This window comes from Desulfovibrio piger (assembly GCF_900116045.1).
GTDB lineage: Bacteria > Desulfobacterota > Desulfovibrionia > Desulfovibrionales > Desulfovibrionaceae > Desulfovibrio > Desulfovibrio piger_A.
Genome location: NZ_LT630450.1, coordinates 1,037,902 through 1,054,759, shown reverse-complemented (window position 1 = coordinate 1,054,759; position 16,858 = coordinate 1,037,902). Strand labels below are relative to the sequence as shown.

The following is a 16,858-nucleotide window of genomic DNA, read 5'->3' as shown; positions in this document are numbered from 1 at the left end:
CATGGCACTGCTGACGCTATCCAACATACATGTCCGTTACGGCAGCGTGGAAGTGCTGCACGGTATCGACCTGCACGTGGACGAAGGGGAGATCGTGACCATCCTGGGCGCCAACGGCGCGGGCAAGAGCACGACCCTGCTGTCCATCAGCGGTCTGGTGCGGCCCTGCCAAGGGGAGATCATCTTTGACGGCAAGCCCCTGCTCAAATACCCCAGCCACGAAGTGGTGAACCTGGGCATCGCCCAGTCGCCCGAAGGCCGCCGTGTGTTCGGCACCATGAGCGTGCTGGAGAACCTGCGCCTGGGGGCCTTCTGCATCCGCGACAAGGAACGCAGCGAACGGACCCTGGAGTGGATCTTCGAGCTGTTCCCGCGCCTGTTCGAGCGCAAGCAGCAGCTGGCGGGCACGCTGTCCGGCGGCGAGCAGCAGATGCTGGCCATCGGGCGCGCCCTCATGGCCGGGCCGCGCCTGCTCCTGCTGGACGAACCGTCGCTGGGCCTGGCTCCGCTCTTGGTGCGTTCCATCTTCGAGACCGTGCGCGCCATCAACCAGAAGGGCGTCACCGTGCTGCTGGTGGAGCAGAACGCCCGCGCGGCCCTCAAGCTGGCCTCGCGCGGCTATGTGCTGGAAGTGGGCAACGTGGCCATGGAGAACACGGCCGCCAACCTGCTGGCCGACGCCAGCGTGCGCGAAGCCTATCTGGGCGGCTAACTCCGCCCGGTCCTGTGCCAAAAAAGAAGAGCCCCTGCCTGGTGCGCAGGGGCTCTTTGGCGTTATGGGCTCCACCGGCGGCGTATGCTGCGCGGGTGGGAAACAGCGGCATGCTGCGGGCGGTTCCAATTACGGGCGGTTTCGATGCCGGGATGGCATCGGGCTGTGCGACAAACGGTCATGCGCAGGTGCCCATGATCCGCAAGCCGGGCGGGCATGTCCTGCCCGCCCCGCGTCCTCTTCTGCTCCTTGCTCTTGCCCGGCTGCCGTGCCTGTGCCGCCTGCGACCGTCCTGTTCACCGGCCTTATTTGTCGATCTGGCTTTCCGTAAAGGCGTCCGCGCGGTGCCCCATGAGCGTGATCTTGGCGTATTCCCGCCCGAATTCCTCCAGTTCCGCGGGCGTCAGGCGCACGGTGGCGCCGCCGAGGAAGTCGTCCAGATGGGCCGGATCGGTCGTACCGGGGATGGGGGCTATCCAGGGGGCCTGGGCCAGAAGCCAGGCGATGGCGAACTGGGACATGGTGCACTGCTTGCGTTCGGCCCACGCGCGGATCAGGTGCGGCAGGGGCATGTTGTGCTTCAGGGCCTCCGGGGTGAATTGCGGCAGGGTGGACAGGCGCCCTGTGGTGAAGCGGCTGTTCTCGTCGATGGCGCCGGTCAGGAATCCCCTCCCCAGCGGACAGTAGGGGACAAGGCCGATGCCCAGCTCCCGCAGGGTGGGGAATATCTTGGTCTCCGGTTCGCGCCACAGAAGGGAGTATTCGCTCTGCACGGCGCTGACGGGCTGGACGGCATGGGCCCGCCGGATGGAGGCCGCACTGGCCTCGGACAGGCCGAAGTGCAGGACCTTGCCTTCCCGGATGAGGTCTTTCACCGTTCCGGCCACGTCTTCCATGGGGACCTTGGGGTCCACACGGTGCTGGTACAGCAGGTCGATGTGGTCGGTGCGCAGGCGCCGCAGGGAACCCTCCACGGCCCGCCGGATGTGGTCAGGGCGGCTGTTGAGGGCCGTGGGCCGGCCTTCTTCGACGCCAAAGCCGAACTTGGTGGCGATGACGACCTTGTCGCGCACCGGGGCCAGGGCTTCGCCCACCCATTCCTCACTGGTGTGGGGGCCGTAGACCTCGGCGGTATCGAAAAAGGTCACGCCCCTGTCGTATGCCCGCCGGATCAGGGCGATCATGTCCTTTTTGGCATAGGTGCCGCCGTAGTAGCCCACCATGGGCAGGCAGCCGAGACCGATGGCAGAGACCTGCAACGAGCCGAGACGGCGTTGCGGCAGGGAGGGGGACTGCTGCGTCTTTTCCGTGGCGGATGCGGCGGGCGGTGTCGCGGCATGGACCATGCCGGACAGGGAGGAAGACAGAAGGACGGCCGCTCCGGCGGCCAGGCCACCGGCAAGGAAGCGTCGGCGGGCAAGCTGGTTTTCTCTTGTGATCGTATTCATGACGTACCTCCGTCAGCATCAGGCTGTCATCCCTGTATAGGCAGGGGACACGAAGGAAGAAAGAAACGATCGTTGCAATTACTTGCCTGTTTTTGGCGATGCCGGCAGATCCGGCCGGATGCCGGAACATGTTGTCATCCCCTCATCCCCGTGAGTCAGCGACGGGGACCTGCCATCCCGCCCCAAAGGAACGTTTTACAGGGATGGGGGTGAGGGGAGAGGCGCTTTCCCCAGGCGACCTTCCCCCGCAAAACACAAGAAAAATGCCTACTTGCCCGCGAACAGGGCCAGGGCCCGCCCGGCGGCCATGCCGCTGGCCCAGGCCCAGTGCAGATTGTAGCCGCCCAGCAGACCGGTGACGTCCAGCAGCTCGCCCACGATCCAGAGATTTTCCCGAACCGTGCTCTGCAGGCTGTAGGGATCCACCTGCCGGGTGTCCACACCGCCGCGGCAGGCCTCGGCTTTTTTCAGCCCGGCCAGACCGGCGGGGACCGTACGGAAGTCCTGGATGCGGGCACAGATCTGCTGCCGGGCGGCGCGGGAAAGCTCGGCTATCTTGCGGCCCGCGCTTTCCGGCGGCAGCAGGGCGTCCACCAGACGCTGGGGCAGCAGGCGGCGCAGCAGTCCGCGCGGGGTCTGTTTGCCCTGGCCGGGGCCGTCCAGCAGGGCGGCCAGATCGCTGCCGGGCAAAAAGTCCAGGGCCACCTCCTGCCCCGGCCGCCAGAACAGGGAAGCCTTGAGGCTGGCCGGGCCGCTGATGCCGTCGTGGGTGAAGAGCAGGTCGTCCTGCCAGACAGGATCCGCGGCCAGGGCAGGGGAAAGCCCGGCCTGCGGCAGGCCGATGCGCACCGGCAGGCTGATGCCCGCCAGATTGTCGTCCAGCCAGCCGGGCGCCATGCGGAAGGGGGCCAGCGCCGGAGCGTGCTCCACAAGGCGGTGCCCCAGTGCCTGGGCCAGGCGGAAACCGCTGCCCGTGGCCCCGCACTGCGGCCAGGCGGGGCTGCCCAGGGCCAGCACCAGACGGCGGCAGCGCCAGAGGCCCTGTGACGTGCCCACCTCGAAGCCCGCGCCACCGGGCAGGGGCGCCACGTCATGCACATCGGTCCGGCAGTGGATGGCACAGCCCTGACGGCGGCAATCCTGCACCAGGGCATCCAGCAAACGTTTGGCCGGGACAGTCAGGAACAGCTGGCCGTGGGCGCGTTCTTCCACGGGCAGGCCCCAGCCATGTACCAGACGCTCCATGTCCTGCGGGGGGAAGGCGTCCAGGGCGGGCTCGCAAAAGGCGGGATCAACGCAGGCATAGTGGTGGGCCGCCAGACGGCGGTTGGTGAAGTTGGCCTTGCCGCCGCTGATGCAGAGCTTGCGGCCGGGGGAAGGGGCACGTTCCAGCAGGGCCACGGCCAGGCCGCGGGCCGAGGCTTCGCGGGCGCACATGAGGCCCGCCGCCCCTGCCCCCAGGATGAGGACGTCCGTTTTCCGGGGAGCGGCGTTTGACAGGGCCTTTCCGGCAGGTCTAGGATGAAGGTTTGCTTGCATCCCACCGTTCTTACACGAGGCCTGCCGTCATGCCAATACTGCCCAGCCGTTACCGCGCGCCGCTCTGGCTGCGCAATGCCCATGTCAACACCATCTGGTCCGCCAAATGCCGCCGTCTGGATTTTCCCGATGCGGCACAGGCCGCCCGCTGCCAGAGGGTACGTCTGGATACGCCGGACGGGGATTTTCTGGATGTGGATGTGCATATGCCCCCGCCGGGCCTGCCGGAACGCGGGGTGGCCGTCCTGTCGCACGGGCTGGAAGGGCACAGCCGCCGCAGGTACATCCTGGGTCTGGCGCGCGTGCTGCTGGAAGAAGGTTTCCGGGTGCTGGCCTGGAACATGCGCGGCTGCTCCGGCGAGCCCAACCGGACGGACCGCCTGTACCACATGGGCGTGACGGTCGATCTGGCCACGGTGGTGCGTTACGCCGAGCAGTGGGACCTGCCCATCCTGCTGGCCGGGTTCAGCATGGGCGGCAACCAGACCTGCATGTATCTGGCCAGGGAGCGGGTATCGCCCCTGGTGCGTGCGGCGGCGGTGGTCTCCGTGCCCTGCGACCTGGTGGGGGCGGCCAGGGTCATGGACGGGCCCGGCTGCCGCATCTACCTGCGCTATTTCCTGCGGACCATGTGCCCCAAGGTACGCGAAAAAGCGGCCCGGTTCCCCCACTATCCCTCGGTGGAAGGCATCGAGAAGTTCCGTACCTTCGCGGAATTCGACGGCCGTTTCACCGCGCCCCTCTACGGCTACGCCAGTGCCCGGGATTACTGGCGCGACAACAGCTCGCTGCCCTGGCTGCCCTCCATCCGTGTGCCCCTCTACATGCTGATGTCCAGGGACGACCCCTTCTGTTCGCCCTCCTGCTATCCGGTGGACATGGCGGCCCAAAGCGGGACCCTGCATCTGGAGGTGACCCCGCACGGCGGGCATGTGGGTTTTGCCCGGCCCGGCAGGGATTATTACAGCGAAGAACGCATACGCGATTTCGTGCGCTCTCTGTGGTGAGTCTTGGCGGAGGGAAGTGATGGCTTTGAGGGGGAAGGGCCCTTTTTCCGGCGGAAAAAAGGGGCCTTCCCCCTCAAGCTCCCCCATCCCCCAAAAACCGCTCATATGATCTTTTGACAGGGACTCGTGATGCGGCGGGCAGTCTTTGCTGCCGGTCCCCCGGTGGCATGATGCGGGATGGACCAGGAGATGTTTTGTGAAAGCACACCGTTGTGACATGTGGTGTAGCCGGGGGATGCGCACGGCGGAAAGCCGGTATTGCCCGGGAGGGCGGATGGGCTGAGGGCATTGTGCCGAAGGGACGTCCCCGGCGGAGGCCGTGGCTGTTTCCCCGGGAGGGGGGCAGGGGACAGGTCGCAAAAGCGGATGGGATTTTTGCTGTGCGCACGGGCGGCGTGTGGCCTTGGTCATACGACCGGCCCTGTTTTGCACCGCTCTGGTCGGGCGCACGTTCTTTCCCACCTTTTTTGCTTACGCACGCTTTCTTCCATCTTTGTTCGTCATGGTGTGCCGGGGGACCGCGGGCAGTGGGAACGCCGTGGCCTGTCCGCAACCGCCATGCTCCCGAAGAAAGCGCGTTGGGGGAAGGGGTGGGGCCTGGGGAGGGGGACCCCCTTTGTGCGCCAGCCAAAGGGGGTCCCCCTCCCCAAAAAACACCTATTTGCTGCGGGCCAGCTGGCGGTTGGTGCGGGCCAGCTGGCGGTTGGTGCGGGCCGTGGCCTGGGCGGTCAGCGGGTCATCGGGCCAGGGATGGCGCGGATAGCGGCCGCGCATCTCGGCACGCACCTGCGGATAGCCGTTGCGCCAGAAGTGGCCAAGGTCGCGCGTGATCTGCAGGGGGCGCCCGGCGGGCGAGAGCAGATGCAGGGTCAGGGGCACGCGTCCGTCAGCGATATGGGGCGTATCCTCACAGCCGAAGAATTCCTGCAATTTGGCGGCCACGAAGGGCCCGCCTTCGGCATCATACACGATGGGATGGGACTTGCCGGAAGGGGCCTGCCAGTGCACGGGCGCCAGCTGTTCGAGGCGCCGCGGCAGAGGATAGGGCAGCAGGCAGTGCAGGGCATGGGCCAGCCGTGCGGGGGAGAGCTGGCGCAGGTCGGTGCAGGTGTCCAGATGGGGCGCCAGCCAGGTTTCCAGCTCGTCCAGCAGCCAGGCATCGGAAAGGTCGGGCCAGGGATCGCCCCATGTCCGGTGCAGCAGGCGCACACGGGCCAGCCACTGGCGCGCGGGCTCGTCCCAGGGCAGGACACGCAGCCCCTGGTCGCGGATGAACGCGCACAGGGCCAGGGCGCAGGCGTCGCCATCGGGACGGGGCAGCGGGGCATCGTCCAGCAGCAGGGCCCCCAGACGGCGACGGCGGCGGGCATTGATCTGTCCTTCCGGGCTGACGTTCAGGTCCTCGCTCACGGTGATCTCCGGGCGGAAAAGTTGTTCCAGCACGTCCTGCGACAGCGCCGCGGCCAGACGGATGCGGCCGCGCGTGCCCGCATCCACGGCGGCCACGGCCAGCACGTCCTGCCGGGCCAGACTGTCCGTCAGGGGCAGGACGGCAGCCTTGCCGTTGCGCATGAGGTACTGGGCCATGCCGTTGTTCCCGCCGCTGCGCAGGGCCACCCGTTCGGGATAGGCCAGGGCCACGACCTCGCCCAGACGGGGCAGCTGCTGCCGTGCCGTGCGCAGCAGGGAGGCCCCGGAAGTATGGGAGCCGTTGCCGGTGGGGATGTCCGCCAGGCGTGCCATGTGTTCCGCCCACTGGCGCAGGCGGCGGAAAGGGCCGTGGTCGTCACCGGGGGCGCAGAAACGGTCCAGGCGCAGGGCAAGGGAAGCGTCCGCCAGCGGCAGGGGATCGCGCTCGTCCAGCAGGGCCGTCACACAGGCCGCCAGGGCGCCGTACCCGTGTTCCCGGGCGCGCAGCAGCAGACAGGCCAGCCGGGGCGGCAGGGGCAGTTTCACCAGCTGCCGGCCCAGGGGCGTGGGCAGCAGTTCTTCCGTGCCGGGCGCGATGGCTCCCAGTCCGGCCAGCTGTTCCCGGGCCACGGCCAGATGGGCCCTGGGGGGCAGGTCCAGCCAGGGCAGGTCCTCGGGCCTGCGTGCGCCCCAGACGGCCAGGTGCAGGCAGAACGGCGCAAGGTCCGCATCCAGGATCTCCGGTCGCTGCCGGGGGCGGAAGCCGTGTTCCTCGGCCTGCTGCCACAGACGGCAGCAGATGCCGGGCTCCAGGCGGCCGGCGCGACCGGCCCGCTGCCGGGCTCCGGCCAGCGAGACGCGCACGGTCTCCAGACGGGAAAGGCCGCTGGCCGGATCGAAGCGGCTCTCGCGGGAAAGGCCCGCGTCCACCACCAGGCGGATGCCCTCGATGGTCAGGGAGGTCTCGGCGATGGCCGTGGCCAGGACGACCTTGCGTTCGCCCGCGGCCGCCGGAGCGATGGCCGCGTCCTGCTCCTGCGGGCTCAGCATCCCGTGGAGGGGGTAAAGGCGGGTATCGGCGGGCAGGCGCCCTTCCAGCAGTTCGGCCACGCGGCGGATCTCGCCCGTGCCGGGCAGGAAGGCCAGCAGACTGCCGGATTCCTGACGCATGAGGGCCGCGATGACATCGGCCATGTGCGGCCACAGGGCCTGGGGGCCGCTGTGGGCCGCGGCGGGCGGCAGCGGCAGATAGCGCTCCTCCACGGGGAAACGGCGGCCCTCGCAGGCGATGACCGGCGCGTCTTCCAGCAGGGCGGCCACCTTGCGGCTGTCCAGCGTGGCGGACATGACCAGCAGGCGCAGGTCTGGCCGGAGCACGGCCCGGCTCTCCAGGCAGAGGGCCAGTCCCATGTCGGCCTGCAGGGAACGCTCGTGGAATTCGTCGAAGATGACGCAGCCCACACCGGACAGTTCGGGGTCGGCCAGCAGGCGGCGGGTCAGCACGCCCTCGGTGATGATCTCCAGCCGGGTCCGGGCCGAGACGGCGCTCTCCTGCCGCATGCGGTAGCCCACGGTCTGGCCCACATCCTCGCCCAGCAGGCGGGCGGCGTAGCGTGCCAGGGCCCGGGCAGCCACCCGGCGCGGCTCCAGCAGCAGGATCTTCCTGCCTTCCAGCCAGGGGGCCTCCAGCAGCCACAGGGGCACGCGGCTGCTTTTCCCGGCGCCGGGAGGGGCGCTCAGGACGGCATTGCCCTGCTCCAGGGCGCCGGCAAGTGCCGCACGGACGGCATCCACGGGAGCGGGGGGAAGATCGGGACAACGGCGGGGCCGGGCTGCGGCAGGGGAATCTTTCATGACGGTCGCGCGGAAAGGGATGTGCATCCCTGTTTTTTTACTGGAAATTGATGGCCTGTCAGTGTATTGACAGTGTAAAGGCCATGAACGTGGAGAATATTCATGGAGCTCAAGAGCAATGGAATCATCGGGCAAAGCGCCAGCCTGGCCGGTGTGTTCAAGATCCTGGGCAAAGTGGCGCCCACGGACAGCACTGTGCTTGTAACCGGGGAATCGGGAACAGGCAAGGAATTGCTGGTGCGGGCCCTGCATGCCGCCAGCCCCAGGGCTGACAGACCCTTCGTGCCCGTCAACTGCGGCGCCATCCCCCGCGATCTTCTGGAAAGCGAACTTTTCGGCCATGAAAAGGGCGCCTTCACGCACGCCCTGCGTTCCCGTCCCGGCCGTTTCGAACTGGCGGACGGGGGCACCCTCTTCCTGGACGAGATAGGCGAGATGGAACCCGGCCTGCAGGTCAAGATATTGCGCGTGCTGCAGGAGAAGGAAATAGAGCGCGTGGGCGGCACGGGCTGCCGCAAGGTGGATGTCCGCATCGTGGCGGCCACCAACCGGGATCTGGAAGCCGCCGTGGCCGCGGGCACCTTCCGCGAAGACCTTTACTACCGTCTCAACGTCATCCCCATCCATCTGCCGCCCCTGCGCGAACGGGGGCGGGATGTCCTGCTGCTGGCCAGGCATTTCCTGGGCCGCTTCTGCCGCAAGAAGGAACGGCCGCCCCTGGAGCTTTCGCCCCTGGTGCAGCGCATTCTGCTGGCCTATGCCTGGCCGGGCAATGTCCGCGAACTGGAGAACGTCATGGAGCGCCTGAGCGTGCTGGTCGACGGGCATATCGTGGCCCCGGAGGATCTGCCCGCGCGTCTGCTCCAGAGCGTGGGGGATATTGCCTTGCTGCCGGAAGTGGACGAGTATGCCCCTGAGGCTGACGTCCTTCCGGGATCCGGGAACGGGGAGCCCGCGGCGGCCGTCGAGGCGCCGTCGCGTGGTTTTGCCTGGCCTGACCTCCAGACCTTGGCGGCACAAGGGATGGGGCTGAAAGAGTTTCTGGATGCCGTGGAGATGCACCTTATCGAAGAAGCCCTGCAGCGGACCGACGGCGTCAAGAACCAGGCCGCGGAGCTTTTGGGCATCAAGCGGACGACCCTCATCGAAAAGCTGAAGAAAAAAGGCCTGTAGCCGGCAAGGCCGGCGGCTTTTGACTGCGGGCCCTGCCCGCAGGTTTGCCTGCCCGTGCGGCAGGAGGAGGCTATCATGAACATGAGAATGGCGAGTATCCTGTGTCTGGTCATCATGCTGGCCGGTTGCGTGGCCGGGCAGCAGCGCGGCCTGGTGGGCGATACCTATGTTTCGTCTTCCCAGCCCGCCCTTGCCCTCAAAGCCCGTGACCTGCCCCTGATGGGGAGCACCATGGGCGCCTCGCGCCTGACCAGTTCCGGCGCCATGGGCGGGCTCATCGTGGACAGCTGGATCACGGTCTACGGCAAGGGCGACGGCGTCTCGCCGCTGGCCATCGTGGCCCACGGCGAAGTGCCCGACGGCTGGTACTGGGACGGCATCATGCGCCACCCGTTCAGCATCGACGAGGGCGTGGAGACCATCGGCGGCGTGGGCTTCCAGGCCTGCACCTACGTCACCAGCGAGAAGCGTGACGCCTTCCTGCCCCTGGAAGACCCCGAAGGGGCCCGCATCCTCGCACAGGACGGCCAGCCCCCCCGCCGCTGGCTGGCGCGCATGTTCGCCAACCGCTTCGATTTCGACAGCGACAAGATCGTGCTGGAATACCGCGAGCCCCTGCCCGAGGACATCACCTCCATCACCGCCCTGCCTCTGGGCCGCGCCGACTATATCGCCGCTTTTGAACAGCGGGCCCGTGAAGCTTTTGTGGTCGAGACCTCAGGCATCCCCGCTGCAGGCATCATGCAGCAGCGCGGCATCGGCGCATTGCAGTGGCGTTACATGGATGAAACGTTCTGGGGAACGGTCTCTCCTTATGACCGCATGGACTGGCGTTAGTCCATCCTGGCGAAAAATATACGATTTTGCGTTTCATCTTTATTGACGAAAGGCTGCTCTCTATTGTAGGCAGTAACAGGTTGTTGAAATCCGTGCAGCGTGGGACGATGCAGGACCACTGTTGCAGGCATACGCATGAGGTACACCATGGATGATTATTTGAAAGAAGCACTGGAGATCGCCAGGGCGCAGGCCAGCGTGCGCGTCATGTCGGAAGAAGAAATCACTTCGTTTATCCAGAAAGTGGCTGCCGGTATCCGTACCGTCGCCGAAGGCGAGATGCCTGTGGAGCTGGATTCCGCCGACATGCAGCAGGATGCCCGCAAGTCCATCAAGGAAAAGTCCGTCACGTGTCTTGAATGCGGCAAGACGTTCAAGATCCTCACCAAGCGCCATCTGGCCATGCACGGCATGGATGCCGCGGCCTATCGTGAAAAATGGGGCTTCAAGAAAGATACGCCCCTGGTGTGCAAGGCATTGCAGCGCGAGCGCCGCCGCAAGATGAAAGACATGAAGCTGTGGGAGAAGCGTCGCAAGACCCAATAGCACAAATACCCGCCGCCCGGCGGGTTTTTCTTTGGCCGGAACGGCGTCCTGTCCCCCGGGGGGCAGGAGCGTGGGCCCTTTCGCCGGGCCGGCCGCCATCTTCCCTTCCCCCGGAGGGGCCAGAGCGCCCGCGCCTGCCCCTTTGTCCCAACGTCGTTTTCCGCAAGGATCCATCGCATGAACCATCCTGTCTGTCCCGTGCCCGCCTCGCCCGCCGAGGCGGCCCGTCTGCTCTCCGAGCCGCTGGAAACGCTGCTGGACAGCGCCGCCGTCCTGCGCGAGCGCCGTCACGGCAAGCGCATCAGTCTGTGTGCCATCATCAATGCCCGCAGCGGCGATTGCGGCATGGACTGCCGCTTCTGTTCCCAGAGCAGCCACAACCATACGCCCATTGCCCATTTCCCCTTTCTGGAGGCCGCCGAGCTGCGTGGACGCATCCTGCGGCTGGCGGCCTGGCCCGTGCGCCGTATCGGCATCGTGACCAGCGGGGGGGCCCTGGAGGAACAGGAACTGCACTGCCTGCTGGCGGTGGTACGCGACCTGCCCGAAGACGTGCGCCGCCGGATCTGCACCTCGCTGGGGCGGCTGCCGGAAAAGCATCTGCGGGAACTGGAGCGGGCCGGCGTGCGGCGTTACCACCACAATCTGGAAACCTCGCGTGCCTACTATCCCCGCATCTGTTCCACCCAGCTCTGGGAGCAGCGGCGGGATACGGTGGTGCGTGCGCAGGCAACGGGCCTTTCGGTTTGTGCCGGCGGGCTGTTCGGCCTGGGCGAGAGCTGGGAGGACAGGATAGACTTCGCCTTCAGCCTGCGGGAACTGGGCGTGCGCCATGTGCCCATGAATTTCCTGCATCCCCATCCGCAGACGCCGCTGGCCGGCCAGCCCCTGCTGGAGCCGGAAGAGGCCCTGCGCATCATCGCCCTGTTCCGTCACATCCTGCCCGAAGCCAGCCTGCGTGTCTGCGGCGGGCGGCCCGAGACCTTGCGGGAACGTCAGGGCGACATGTTCCGGGCCGGGGCCGACGCCCTGATGACCGGTGATTACCTGACCACGCAGGGCATGGGCGTGGAAGACGACATCCGCATGATCGAGGCCGCGGGACTGGAGGTGGCGCGTCCATGAGGTCCGAGATGATGACAGCGGGCATCCCCGGCAGCAGGGGGCCCGTACAGGGATTTTTCGTGACCGGCACCGGGACGGACGTGGGCAAGACCGTCTTCACGGCGGCCTTGCTGCGGGCGCTGCGTGGCCGGGGGATGGCGGCCCAGGCCCTCAAGCCCGTCCAGACCGGTGTACGGCCGGAGCAGCTGGCGACCTCCGCCCTGGCCGACGGTGTGGCCTATGCGCGCGCCGTAGCCGACCTTCCGGCCCTTTGGCCGGCGCCTGCGGCGACCCTGCACTGCTTCCGCCTGCCCGCCTCGCCGCATCTGGCGGCAGGGGAGGAGGGGCGGCGCCTGACGGTGGCCGGCCTGGCCGCGGACGTCCGGGCCCACTGGCAGGGGACGGAGGCCTCCCTGCTGCTGGTGGAAGGGGCGGGAGGCATGGCTGTGCCCATCAATGCGGAAGAAGACACGCTGGACTTCATGGCGGCCCTGGATCTGCCTGTCCTGCTGGTGGGCGGCAACTGTCTGGGGGCGCTCAACCATGTGCTGCTTTCCCTGCAGGCCCTGCGCCTGAAGGGGCTGCGCCCGGCGGCTGTGATCCTGATGGCGCCGGAAGAGCCGGAAGGCCTGGGCGCCGGGGAACGGCATGACCGGGAACGGGTGCTGGCCGACAACCCCGTATTTTTGCGCCGTCGTCTGGCGGCCTGGGGCGAGGACGCGCCGGTGGTCGTCCTGCCCCGTGTGGCCCGGCTTGACGCGGCGGGCTGGCAGGAGCTGGCCGATGCCTGCGCCGTGCTGCTGCCCGCCCTGGCCCGGCACGTGCCTTCCCTGACGGGACAGGCGGCAACGGACAGCGAAGAGCCCCTGCCGCTGCGGGACAGGCGCATCCTCTGGCATCCGTACACGTCGGTGGTGGATCCGCTGCCGGTCTTCGCGGCCGCGCGCAGCCACCACAACCGCATCGTGCTGGACGACGGCCGGGAGCTGGTGGACGGCATGTCCTCGTGGTGGACGGCCATCCACGGCTACAACCATCCGCGGCTGGTGGCCGCGGCCCAGCGTCAGGCCGGGCGGATGCCGCATGTGATGTTCGGCGGGCTGACCCACGCGCCGGCCGTGGAGCTGGGCGAACGCCTGCTGGCCATGCTGCCGCAGGGACTGGCGCGCGTCTTTCTGGCGGACTCCGGCTCCGTATCGGTGGAGGTGGCGCTGAAGATGGCCCTGCAATACCAGCAGGGCATCGGCCAGAAGCAGCGCACCTGCTTCCTCACGCCCCGGGGCGGCTATCACGGTGATACCACCGGCGCCATGTCGGTCTGCGATCCCGTGACCGGCATGCACTGCCTGTTCACGCATATGCTGCCGCGCCAGCTTTTCATGGAGCGGCCTTCCTGCCGTTTCGACCTGCCCTTCGATCCGGCCAGTCTGGAGGATGCCCGGCGCATCTTCGCGGAGCAGGGCGAGCGCATCGCGGCGGTCATCCTTGAGCCGCTGGTGCAGGGCGCGGGCGGCATGTGGTTCTATCATCCCGACTACTTGCGCGGCATGGCCCGCCTGTGCCGTGAACACGGGGTCCTGCTGGTCTTCGACGAGATCGCCACGGGCTTCGGCCGTACCGGGACGCTGTTCGCCGCGGAGCGGGCCGGCGTCTGCCCGGACATCCTGTGTTGCGGCAAGGCCCTGACCGGCGGCGTCATGACGCTGGCCGCCACGGCCTGCACGGAAGAGGTGGCCCGGGGCATCTGCCGGGACGGCATGGTCTTCATGCACGGGCCCACCTTCATGGGCAATGCCCTGGCCTGCGCCGTGGCCTGCGCCAGCCTGGACATCCTGGCGGAAAACCGCTGGCAGGAACAGGTGGCCATGCTGGAAACGGCCCTGACAGCGGGCCTTGCCCCCTGCCGGGAGCTGCCGCAGGTGGCGGATGTGCGCGTGCTGGGCAGCATCGGTGTGGTGGAGACCACCCGGCCGGTCAACATGGCCGCCATGCAGGACTTTTTCGTGCAGCGGGGCGTCTGGATCCGGCCTTTCAACCGGCTTGTCTATGTGATGCCGCCCTATGTGAGCCCCCGCGAGGACGTGCAGCGCCTTTGCGCGGCCATGCACGATGTGCTGGCCCTGCCCGGCATGCTGGGGTAGGGCAGGCGTGCCGGGAAAGGATGCTTTGCGGGGGAAGGGAGCCCTTTGGCCAGCGTCCCAAGAGGGGCCCTTCCCCTCCGGGCCCCCATCCTCCCCCGATGCGTTTTATTCGGGAGGATGGAAACGCGGAGCGGTGTCACAGTTCCGCCTGTCTGCCGGTCCCCGCGCAGGGCAGGAAAGGATGCCCCCGGCCCTGTCCTGATGATGGCAAAGGCCCCGTCTGCTGGTGGCAGACGGGGCCTTTGCGGAAGAACGTGTGCCGGGGCCGGGGAGCGCGGAGGAGAATAGCCCATCCCGTGCGCCGGCCTGACCGGGGCGGCCCGCAAGGGCCGTGCCCGTTCCGGGCAGGGAGTTCACAGGCACCAGGAGCAGCGACGCGTGAAGGGCTCCTTTCGCGCAGGCAGAGAGGGGCTGCCCTTGGAGCACCTTAAAAGACGGCTATCTCGCCCCGTCGTGCACGCAGCGGGGGGCTGCATCTCGAAAGATGCTCCCCCGCTACTTCTCCCCGCCTTCTCCTTGCGGCGCGGCCCCCGCACCGGCCAGCAGGCCTATCTGGCCCCGGAAGATGACCCTGGTGGCCGTCTCGTCGGCCAGTTCGGCCACATCCATGAATTTTTCCAGCAGTTCCAGCAGATAGTAGCGGTCGTTCTCGCAGCCGTCCTTGAAATCGGTCTCCAGTTCGCCGGAGCGCATGTAGTTCTCGAATTCTTCAAGATCTTTCACCGTCAGCATGGTCGTTCTCCTGTAGCCTCCAGAGACGGCGCAGGCCGCAGGCCCCCAGCATGCGGGCCAGGGCCAGGACCGTGTCTATCTCCTCGCGGCTGATATGGTCATAGTGGATGCCCGCGCTGACGCACACCGCGGCGCCCAGCGCGCGGCAGTAGTCCCGGGCCAGCGGCAGGGCGGCTTCGTCGTCGTGATGCCCTGCGCGGCGCAGGACGTGCAGGCGCACGCCGTCTTCCGTCCCGGAAAAGATGCCGGCGGATGTGGCGTCCGGTCGTGCCGTGCTCCCGGCGGACGCGGCCTTCGAGGCATCCGGGGGCGTGCCGTCCCCGGGCTCGGCCAGGATCACGGCGCCGATGTGGGCATCCCCGCCGGTCAGCAGCAATTGCCAGTCCTGTCCGGCGGGCAGCAGGCGCAGCTCCAGGGCCAGGCGGCCGTGTGTGCAGCGCAAAAGGAAGGGCTGGTGTCTTTCCATCGGCAAAGCATGCTGCAGATGCCGCGCAAAGGCAAGCCGGAGGCAGGCATCCGCTTGACCCAAAGCCCGGTGAAAGGATAAGTAACAGGCAAACGAAAAAGGAGAAGCCATGGCTCTTGATCCTACCAAGCACCCTGACTGGCAGATCGCCCAGGATGCTGAAAAATCTATGAAAACTGTGGAAACCCTGGCTGCGGAGCTGGGCCTTGAAAAGGACGAGCTGCTGCCTTACGGCCACTACATGGGCAAGATCGAGCAGCAGGCGGTGTTGCGCCGTCTGGCCGACAGGCCCAATGGCAAATATGTGGACGTGACCGCCATCACGCCGACCCCCCTGGGCGAAGGCAAGTCCACCACCACCATCGGCCTGGTGCAGGGCCTCTCCAAACGCGGCGTGAAGACCACCGCGGCCATCCGCCAGCCTTCGGGCGGCCCCACCATGGGCATGAAGGGCTCCGCCGCGGGCGGCGGTCTGGCCCAGTGCATCCCGCTGACCCCGTATTCCCTGAATTTCACCGGCGACATCCACGCCATCACCTCGGCCCACAACCTGGCCATGGTGGCCCTGACCTCGCGCATGCAGCACGAGCGCAACTATGACGACGAAAAGCTGGAGCGCCTGTCCGGCATGCGCCGCCTCAACATCGATCCCACCCGTGTGGGCATGGGCTGGGCCATGGACTTCTGCTGCCAGGCCCTGCGCAACATCATCATCGGCATCGAAGGCGACGGCCGCCGCAACGACGGCTTCATGATGCGCTCGCACTTCGACATCACGGCCGCTTCGGAGATCATGTCCATCATGTCCCTGGCCCGCGACCTGCCCGACCTGCGCAAGCGTCTGTCGCGTGTGGTTCTGGCCTTTGACCGCGCGGGCAATCCCGTGACCACGGCCGATCTGGAAGTGGACGGTGCCATGATGGCCTGGCTGCTGGAAGCCAGCAAACCCAACCTGATCCAGACCATCGAAGGCCAGCCCGTGCTGGTGCACGCCGGTCCCTTCGGCAACATCGCCCTGGGCCAGAGCTCCATCATCGCCGACCGCGTGGCCCTCAAGCTCAGCGACATCCATGTGACGGAATCCGGCTTCGGTTCCGAGATCGGTTACGAAAAGTTCTGGAACGTCAAATGCCACATGAGCGGCCTCAAGCCCGATGCCGCCGTCATCGTGGCCACGGTGCGCGCCCTCAAGAACCACGGCGGCGCCCAGCCGCCCATGCCCGGCCGTCCGCTGCCAGAACCCTACACCCGCGAAGACGTGGGCCTGGTGGAAGCCGGCTGCGTGAACCTGCTGCGCCACATCGGCATCGTGCGCCGTTCCGGTGTGTCGCCCGTGGTCTGCATCAACGCCTTTGCCACCGACAGCAAGAACGAGATCGCCGCCATCCGCCGCATCTGTGAAGAAGCCGGTGCGCGCGTGGCCCTGTCCGAGCATTGGCTCAAGGGCGGCGACGGTGCCCTTGAACTGGCCGATGCCGTCATGGATGCCTGCAACGAGCCCAACAACTTCGCGCCCCTGTACGACTGGTCCATGCCCTTCGAGCAGCGCATCGAGACCATCGCCAGGGAAGTCTACGGCGCCGACGGCGTGGAATTCTCCTCGCTGGCCAGGCAGCGCATCAAGGAGCTGCAGGCCCGTCCCGACGCCGAAGAACTGGGCATCTGCATGGTCAAGACCCAGTACTCCCTGTCCGACAACCCTGCCCTCAAGGGGGCGCCCACGGGCTGGCGCCTGCATGTGCGCGACTGCCTGTTCTACGGCGGCGCGGGGCTGGTGGTGCCGGTGGCCGGCGACATCAGCCTCATGCCCGGTACGGGTTCGCGTCCGGCCTTCCGCAATGTGGACGTGGATCTGGAATCCGGCCAGGTGACCGGCCTGTTCTAGGCCG

The 16,858-nt window shown here is 67.4% G+C and carries 13 protein-coding genes; 8 read left to right on the top strand and 5 right to left on the bottom strand.

Going from position 1 to position 16,858, the window contains the following annotated elements; translation table 11 throughout:
• The first annotated feature begins 1 nt into the window (after position 1).
• A complete protein-coding gene (locus DESPIGER_RS04890; protein WP_072333805.1) occupies positions 2–712 on the top strand; it encodes an ABC transporter ATP-binding protein in 711 nt (236 codons plus the stop codon).
• A 305-nt stretch (positions 713–1,017) separates the two neighbouring features.
• On the opposite strand, the gene DESPIGER_RS04885 is transcribed toward DESPIGER_RS04890, so the two are convergent.
• Both DESPIGER_RS04885 and DESPIGER_RS04880 read right to left on the bottom strand, forming a co-directional pair.
• Complete coding sequence (locus DESPIGER_RS04885) at positions 1,018–2,160, bottom strand: aldo/keto reductase (RefSeq protein ID WP_072333802.1); 1,143 nt, start codon at positions 2,158–2,160, stop codon at positions 1,018–1,020.
• A gap of 267 nt (positions 2,161–2,427) precedes the next feature.
• Entirely contained in the window at positions 2,428–3,699 is a 1,272-nt protein-coding gene (locus tag DESPIGER_RS04880) for an aminoacetone oxidase family FAD-binding enzyme (protein WP_072333799.1), read from the bottom strand.
• Positions 3,700–3,728: 29 nt separating this feature from the next.
• Between DESPIGER_RS04880 and DESPIGER_RS04875 the strand changes: the two genes are divergently transcribed.
• Positions 3,729–4,706: a YheT family hydrolase gene (locus DESPIGER_RS04875; RefSeq protein ID WP_072333796.1), complete on the top strand. Its 978-nt coding sequence runs from the start codon at positions 3,729–3,731 to the stop codon at positions 4,704–4,706.
• A 657-nt stretch (positions 4,707–5,363) separates the two neighbouring features.
• On the opposite strand, the gene hrpB is transcribed toward DESPIGER_RS04875, so the two are convergent.
• A complete protein-coding gene (gene hrpB, locus DESPIGER_RS04870; protein ID WP_072333793.1) occupies positions 5,364–7,970 on the bottom strand; it encodes an ATP-dependent helicase HrpB in 2,607 nt (868 codons plus the stop codon).
• Between the two features lie 102 nt (positions 7,971–8,072).
• On the opposite strand from hrpB, the gene DESPIGER_RS04865 reads away from it, so the two are divergent.
• The 5 genes from DESPIGER_RS04865 (at position 8,073) to bioA (ending at position 13,771) form a co-directional block, all read left to right on the top strand.
• Positions 8,073–9,143 (top strand): sigma-54 interaction domain-containing protein, encoded by a 1,071-nt coding sequence (locus DESPIGER_RS04865; RefSeq protein WP_072333791.1) that lies wholly within the window; start codon positions 8,073–8,075, stop codon positions 9,141–9,143.
• 75 nt (positions 9,144–9,218) lie between these two features.
• On the top strand, positions 9,219–9,980 hold the full coding sequence (locus DESPIGER_RS04860) for a DUF4851 domain-containing protein (RefSeq protein WP_072333788.1): 762 nt from the start codon (positions 9,219–9,221) through the stop codon (positions 9,978–9,980).
• 147 nt (positions 9,981–10,127) lie between these two features.
• On the top strand, positions 10,128–10,526 hold the full coding sequence (locus DESPIGER_RS04855; protein WP_072337558.1) for a MucR family transcriptional regulator: 399 nt from the start codon (positions 10,128–10,130) through the stop codon (positions 10,524–10,526).
• A 177-nt stretch (positions 10,527–10,703) separates the two neighbouring features.
• Entirely contained in the window at positions 10,704–11,651 is a 948-nt protein-coding gene (bioB, locus tag DESPIGER_RS04850) for a biotin synthase BioB (protein ID WP_072333785.1), read from the top strand.
• A complete protein-coding gene (gene bioA / locus DESPIGER_RS04845; protein WP_072333782.1) occupies positions 11,648–13,771 on the top strand; it encodes an adenosylmethionine--8-amino-7-oxononanoate transaminase in 2,124 nt (707 codons plus the stop codon). Before bioB ends, bioA begins: the two co-directional genes overlap by 4 nt.
• A gap of 495 nt (positions 13,772–14,266) precedes the next feature.
• Here bioA and DESPIGER_RS04840 read toward each other — a convergent pair whose 3' ends face one another.
• On the bottom strand, positions 14,267–14,503 hold the full coding sequence (locus DESPIGER_RS04840; RefSeq protein WP_072333779.1) for a hypothetical protein: 237 nt from the start codon (positions 14,501–14,503) through the stop codon (positions 14,267–14,269).
• A complete protein-coding gene (locus DESPIGER_RS04835; RefSeq protein WP_072333775.1) occupies positions 14,481–14,969 on the bottom strand; it encodes a hypothetical protein in 489 nt (162 codons plus the stop codon). Before DESPIGER_RS04835 ends, DESPIGER_RS04840 begins: the two co-directional genes overlap by 23 nt.
• Positions 14,970–15,078: 109 nt before the next feature.
• Between DESPIGER_RS04835 and DESPIGER_RS04830 the strand changes: the two genes are divergently transcribed.
• A complete protein-coding gene (locus tag DESPIGER_RS04830) occupies positions 15,079–16,854 on the top strand; it encodes a formate--tetrahydrofolate ligase (protein ID WP_072333772.1) in 1,776 nt (591 codons plus the stop codon).
• Positions 16,855–16,858: the final 4 nt, after the last annotated feature.

What these genes read in the sequence shown, in the direction of transcription:
- DESPIGER_RS04840 (WP_072333779.1), bottom strand. Translation starts at nt 14,503, where the DNA reads ATGCTGACGGTGAAAGATCTTGAAGAATTCGAGAACTACATGCGCTCC.
- DESPIGER_RS04860 (WP_072333788.1), top strand. Translation starts at nt 9,219, where the DNA reads ATGAACATGAGAATGGCGAGTATCCTGTGTCTGGTCATCATGCTGGCC.
- DESPIGER_RS04885 (WP_072333802.1), bottom strand. Translation starts at nt 2,160, where the DNA reads ATGAATACGATCACAAGAGAAAACCAGCTTGCCCGCCGACGCTTCCTT.
- DESPIGER_RS04830 (WP_072333772.1), top strand. Translation starts at nt 15,079, where the DNA reads ATGGCTCTTGATCCTACCAAGCACCCTGACTGGCAGATCGCCCAGGAT.
- bioA (WP_072333782.1), top strand. Translation starts at nt 11,648, where the DNA reads ATGAGGTCCGAGATGATGACAGCGGGCATCCCCGGCAGCAGGGGGCCC.
- DESPIGER_RS04880 (WP_072333799.1), bottom strand. Translation starts at nt 3,699, where the DNA reads ATGCAAGCAAACCTTCATCCTAGACCTGCCGGAAAGGCCCTGTCAAAC.
- DESPIGER_RS04865 (WP_072333791.1), top strand. Translation starts at nt 8,073, where the DNA reads ATGGAGCTCAAGAGCAATGGAATCATCGGGCAAAGCGCCAGCCTGGCC.
- DESPIGER_RS04855 (WP_072337558.1), top strand. Translation starts at nt 10,128, where the DNA reads ATGGATGATTATTTGAAAGAAGCACTGGAGATCGCCAGGGCGCAGGCC.
- hrpB (WP_072333793.1), bottom strand. Translation starts at nt 7,970, where the DNA reads ATGAAAGATTCCCCTGCCGCAGCCCGGCCCCGCCGTTGTCCCGATCTT.
- DESPIGER_RS04835 (WP_072333775.1), bottom strand. Translation starts at nt 14,969, where the DNA reads ATGGAAAGACACCAGCCCTTCCTTTTGCGCTGCACACACGGCCGCCTG.
- DESPIGER_RS04890 (WP_072333805.1), top strand. Translation starts at nt 2, where the DNA reads ATGGCACTGCTGACGCTATCCAACATACATGTCCGTTACGGCAGCGTG.
- bioB (WP_072333785.1), top strand. Translation starts at nt 10,704, where the DNA reads ATGAACCATCCTGTCTGTCCCGTGCCCGCCTCGCCCGCCGAGGCGGCC.
- DESPIGER_RS04875 (WP_072333796.1), top strand. Translation starts at nt 3,729, where the DNA reads ATGCCAATACTGCCCAGCCGTTACCGCGCGCCGCTCTGGCTGCGCAAT.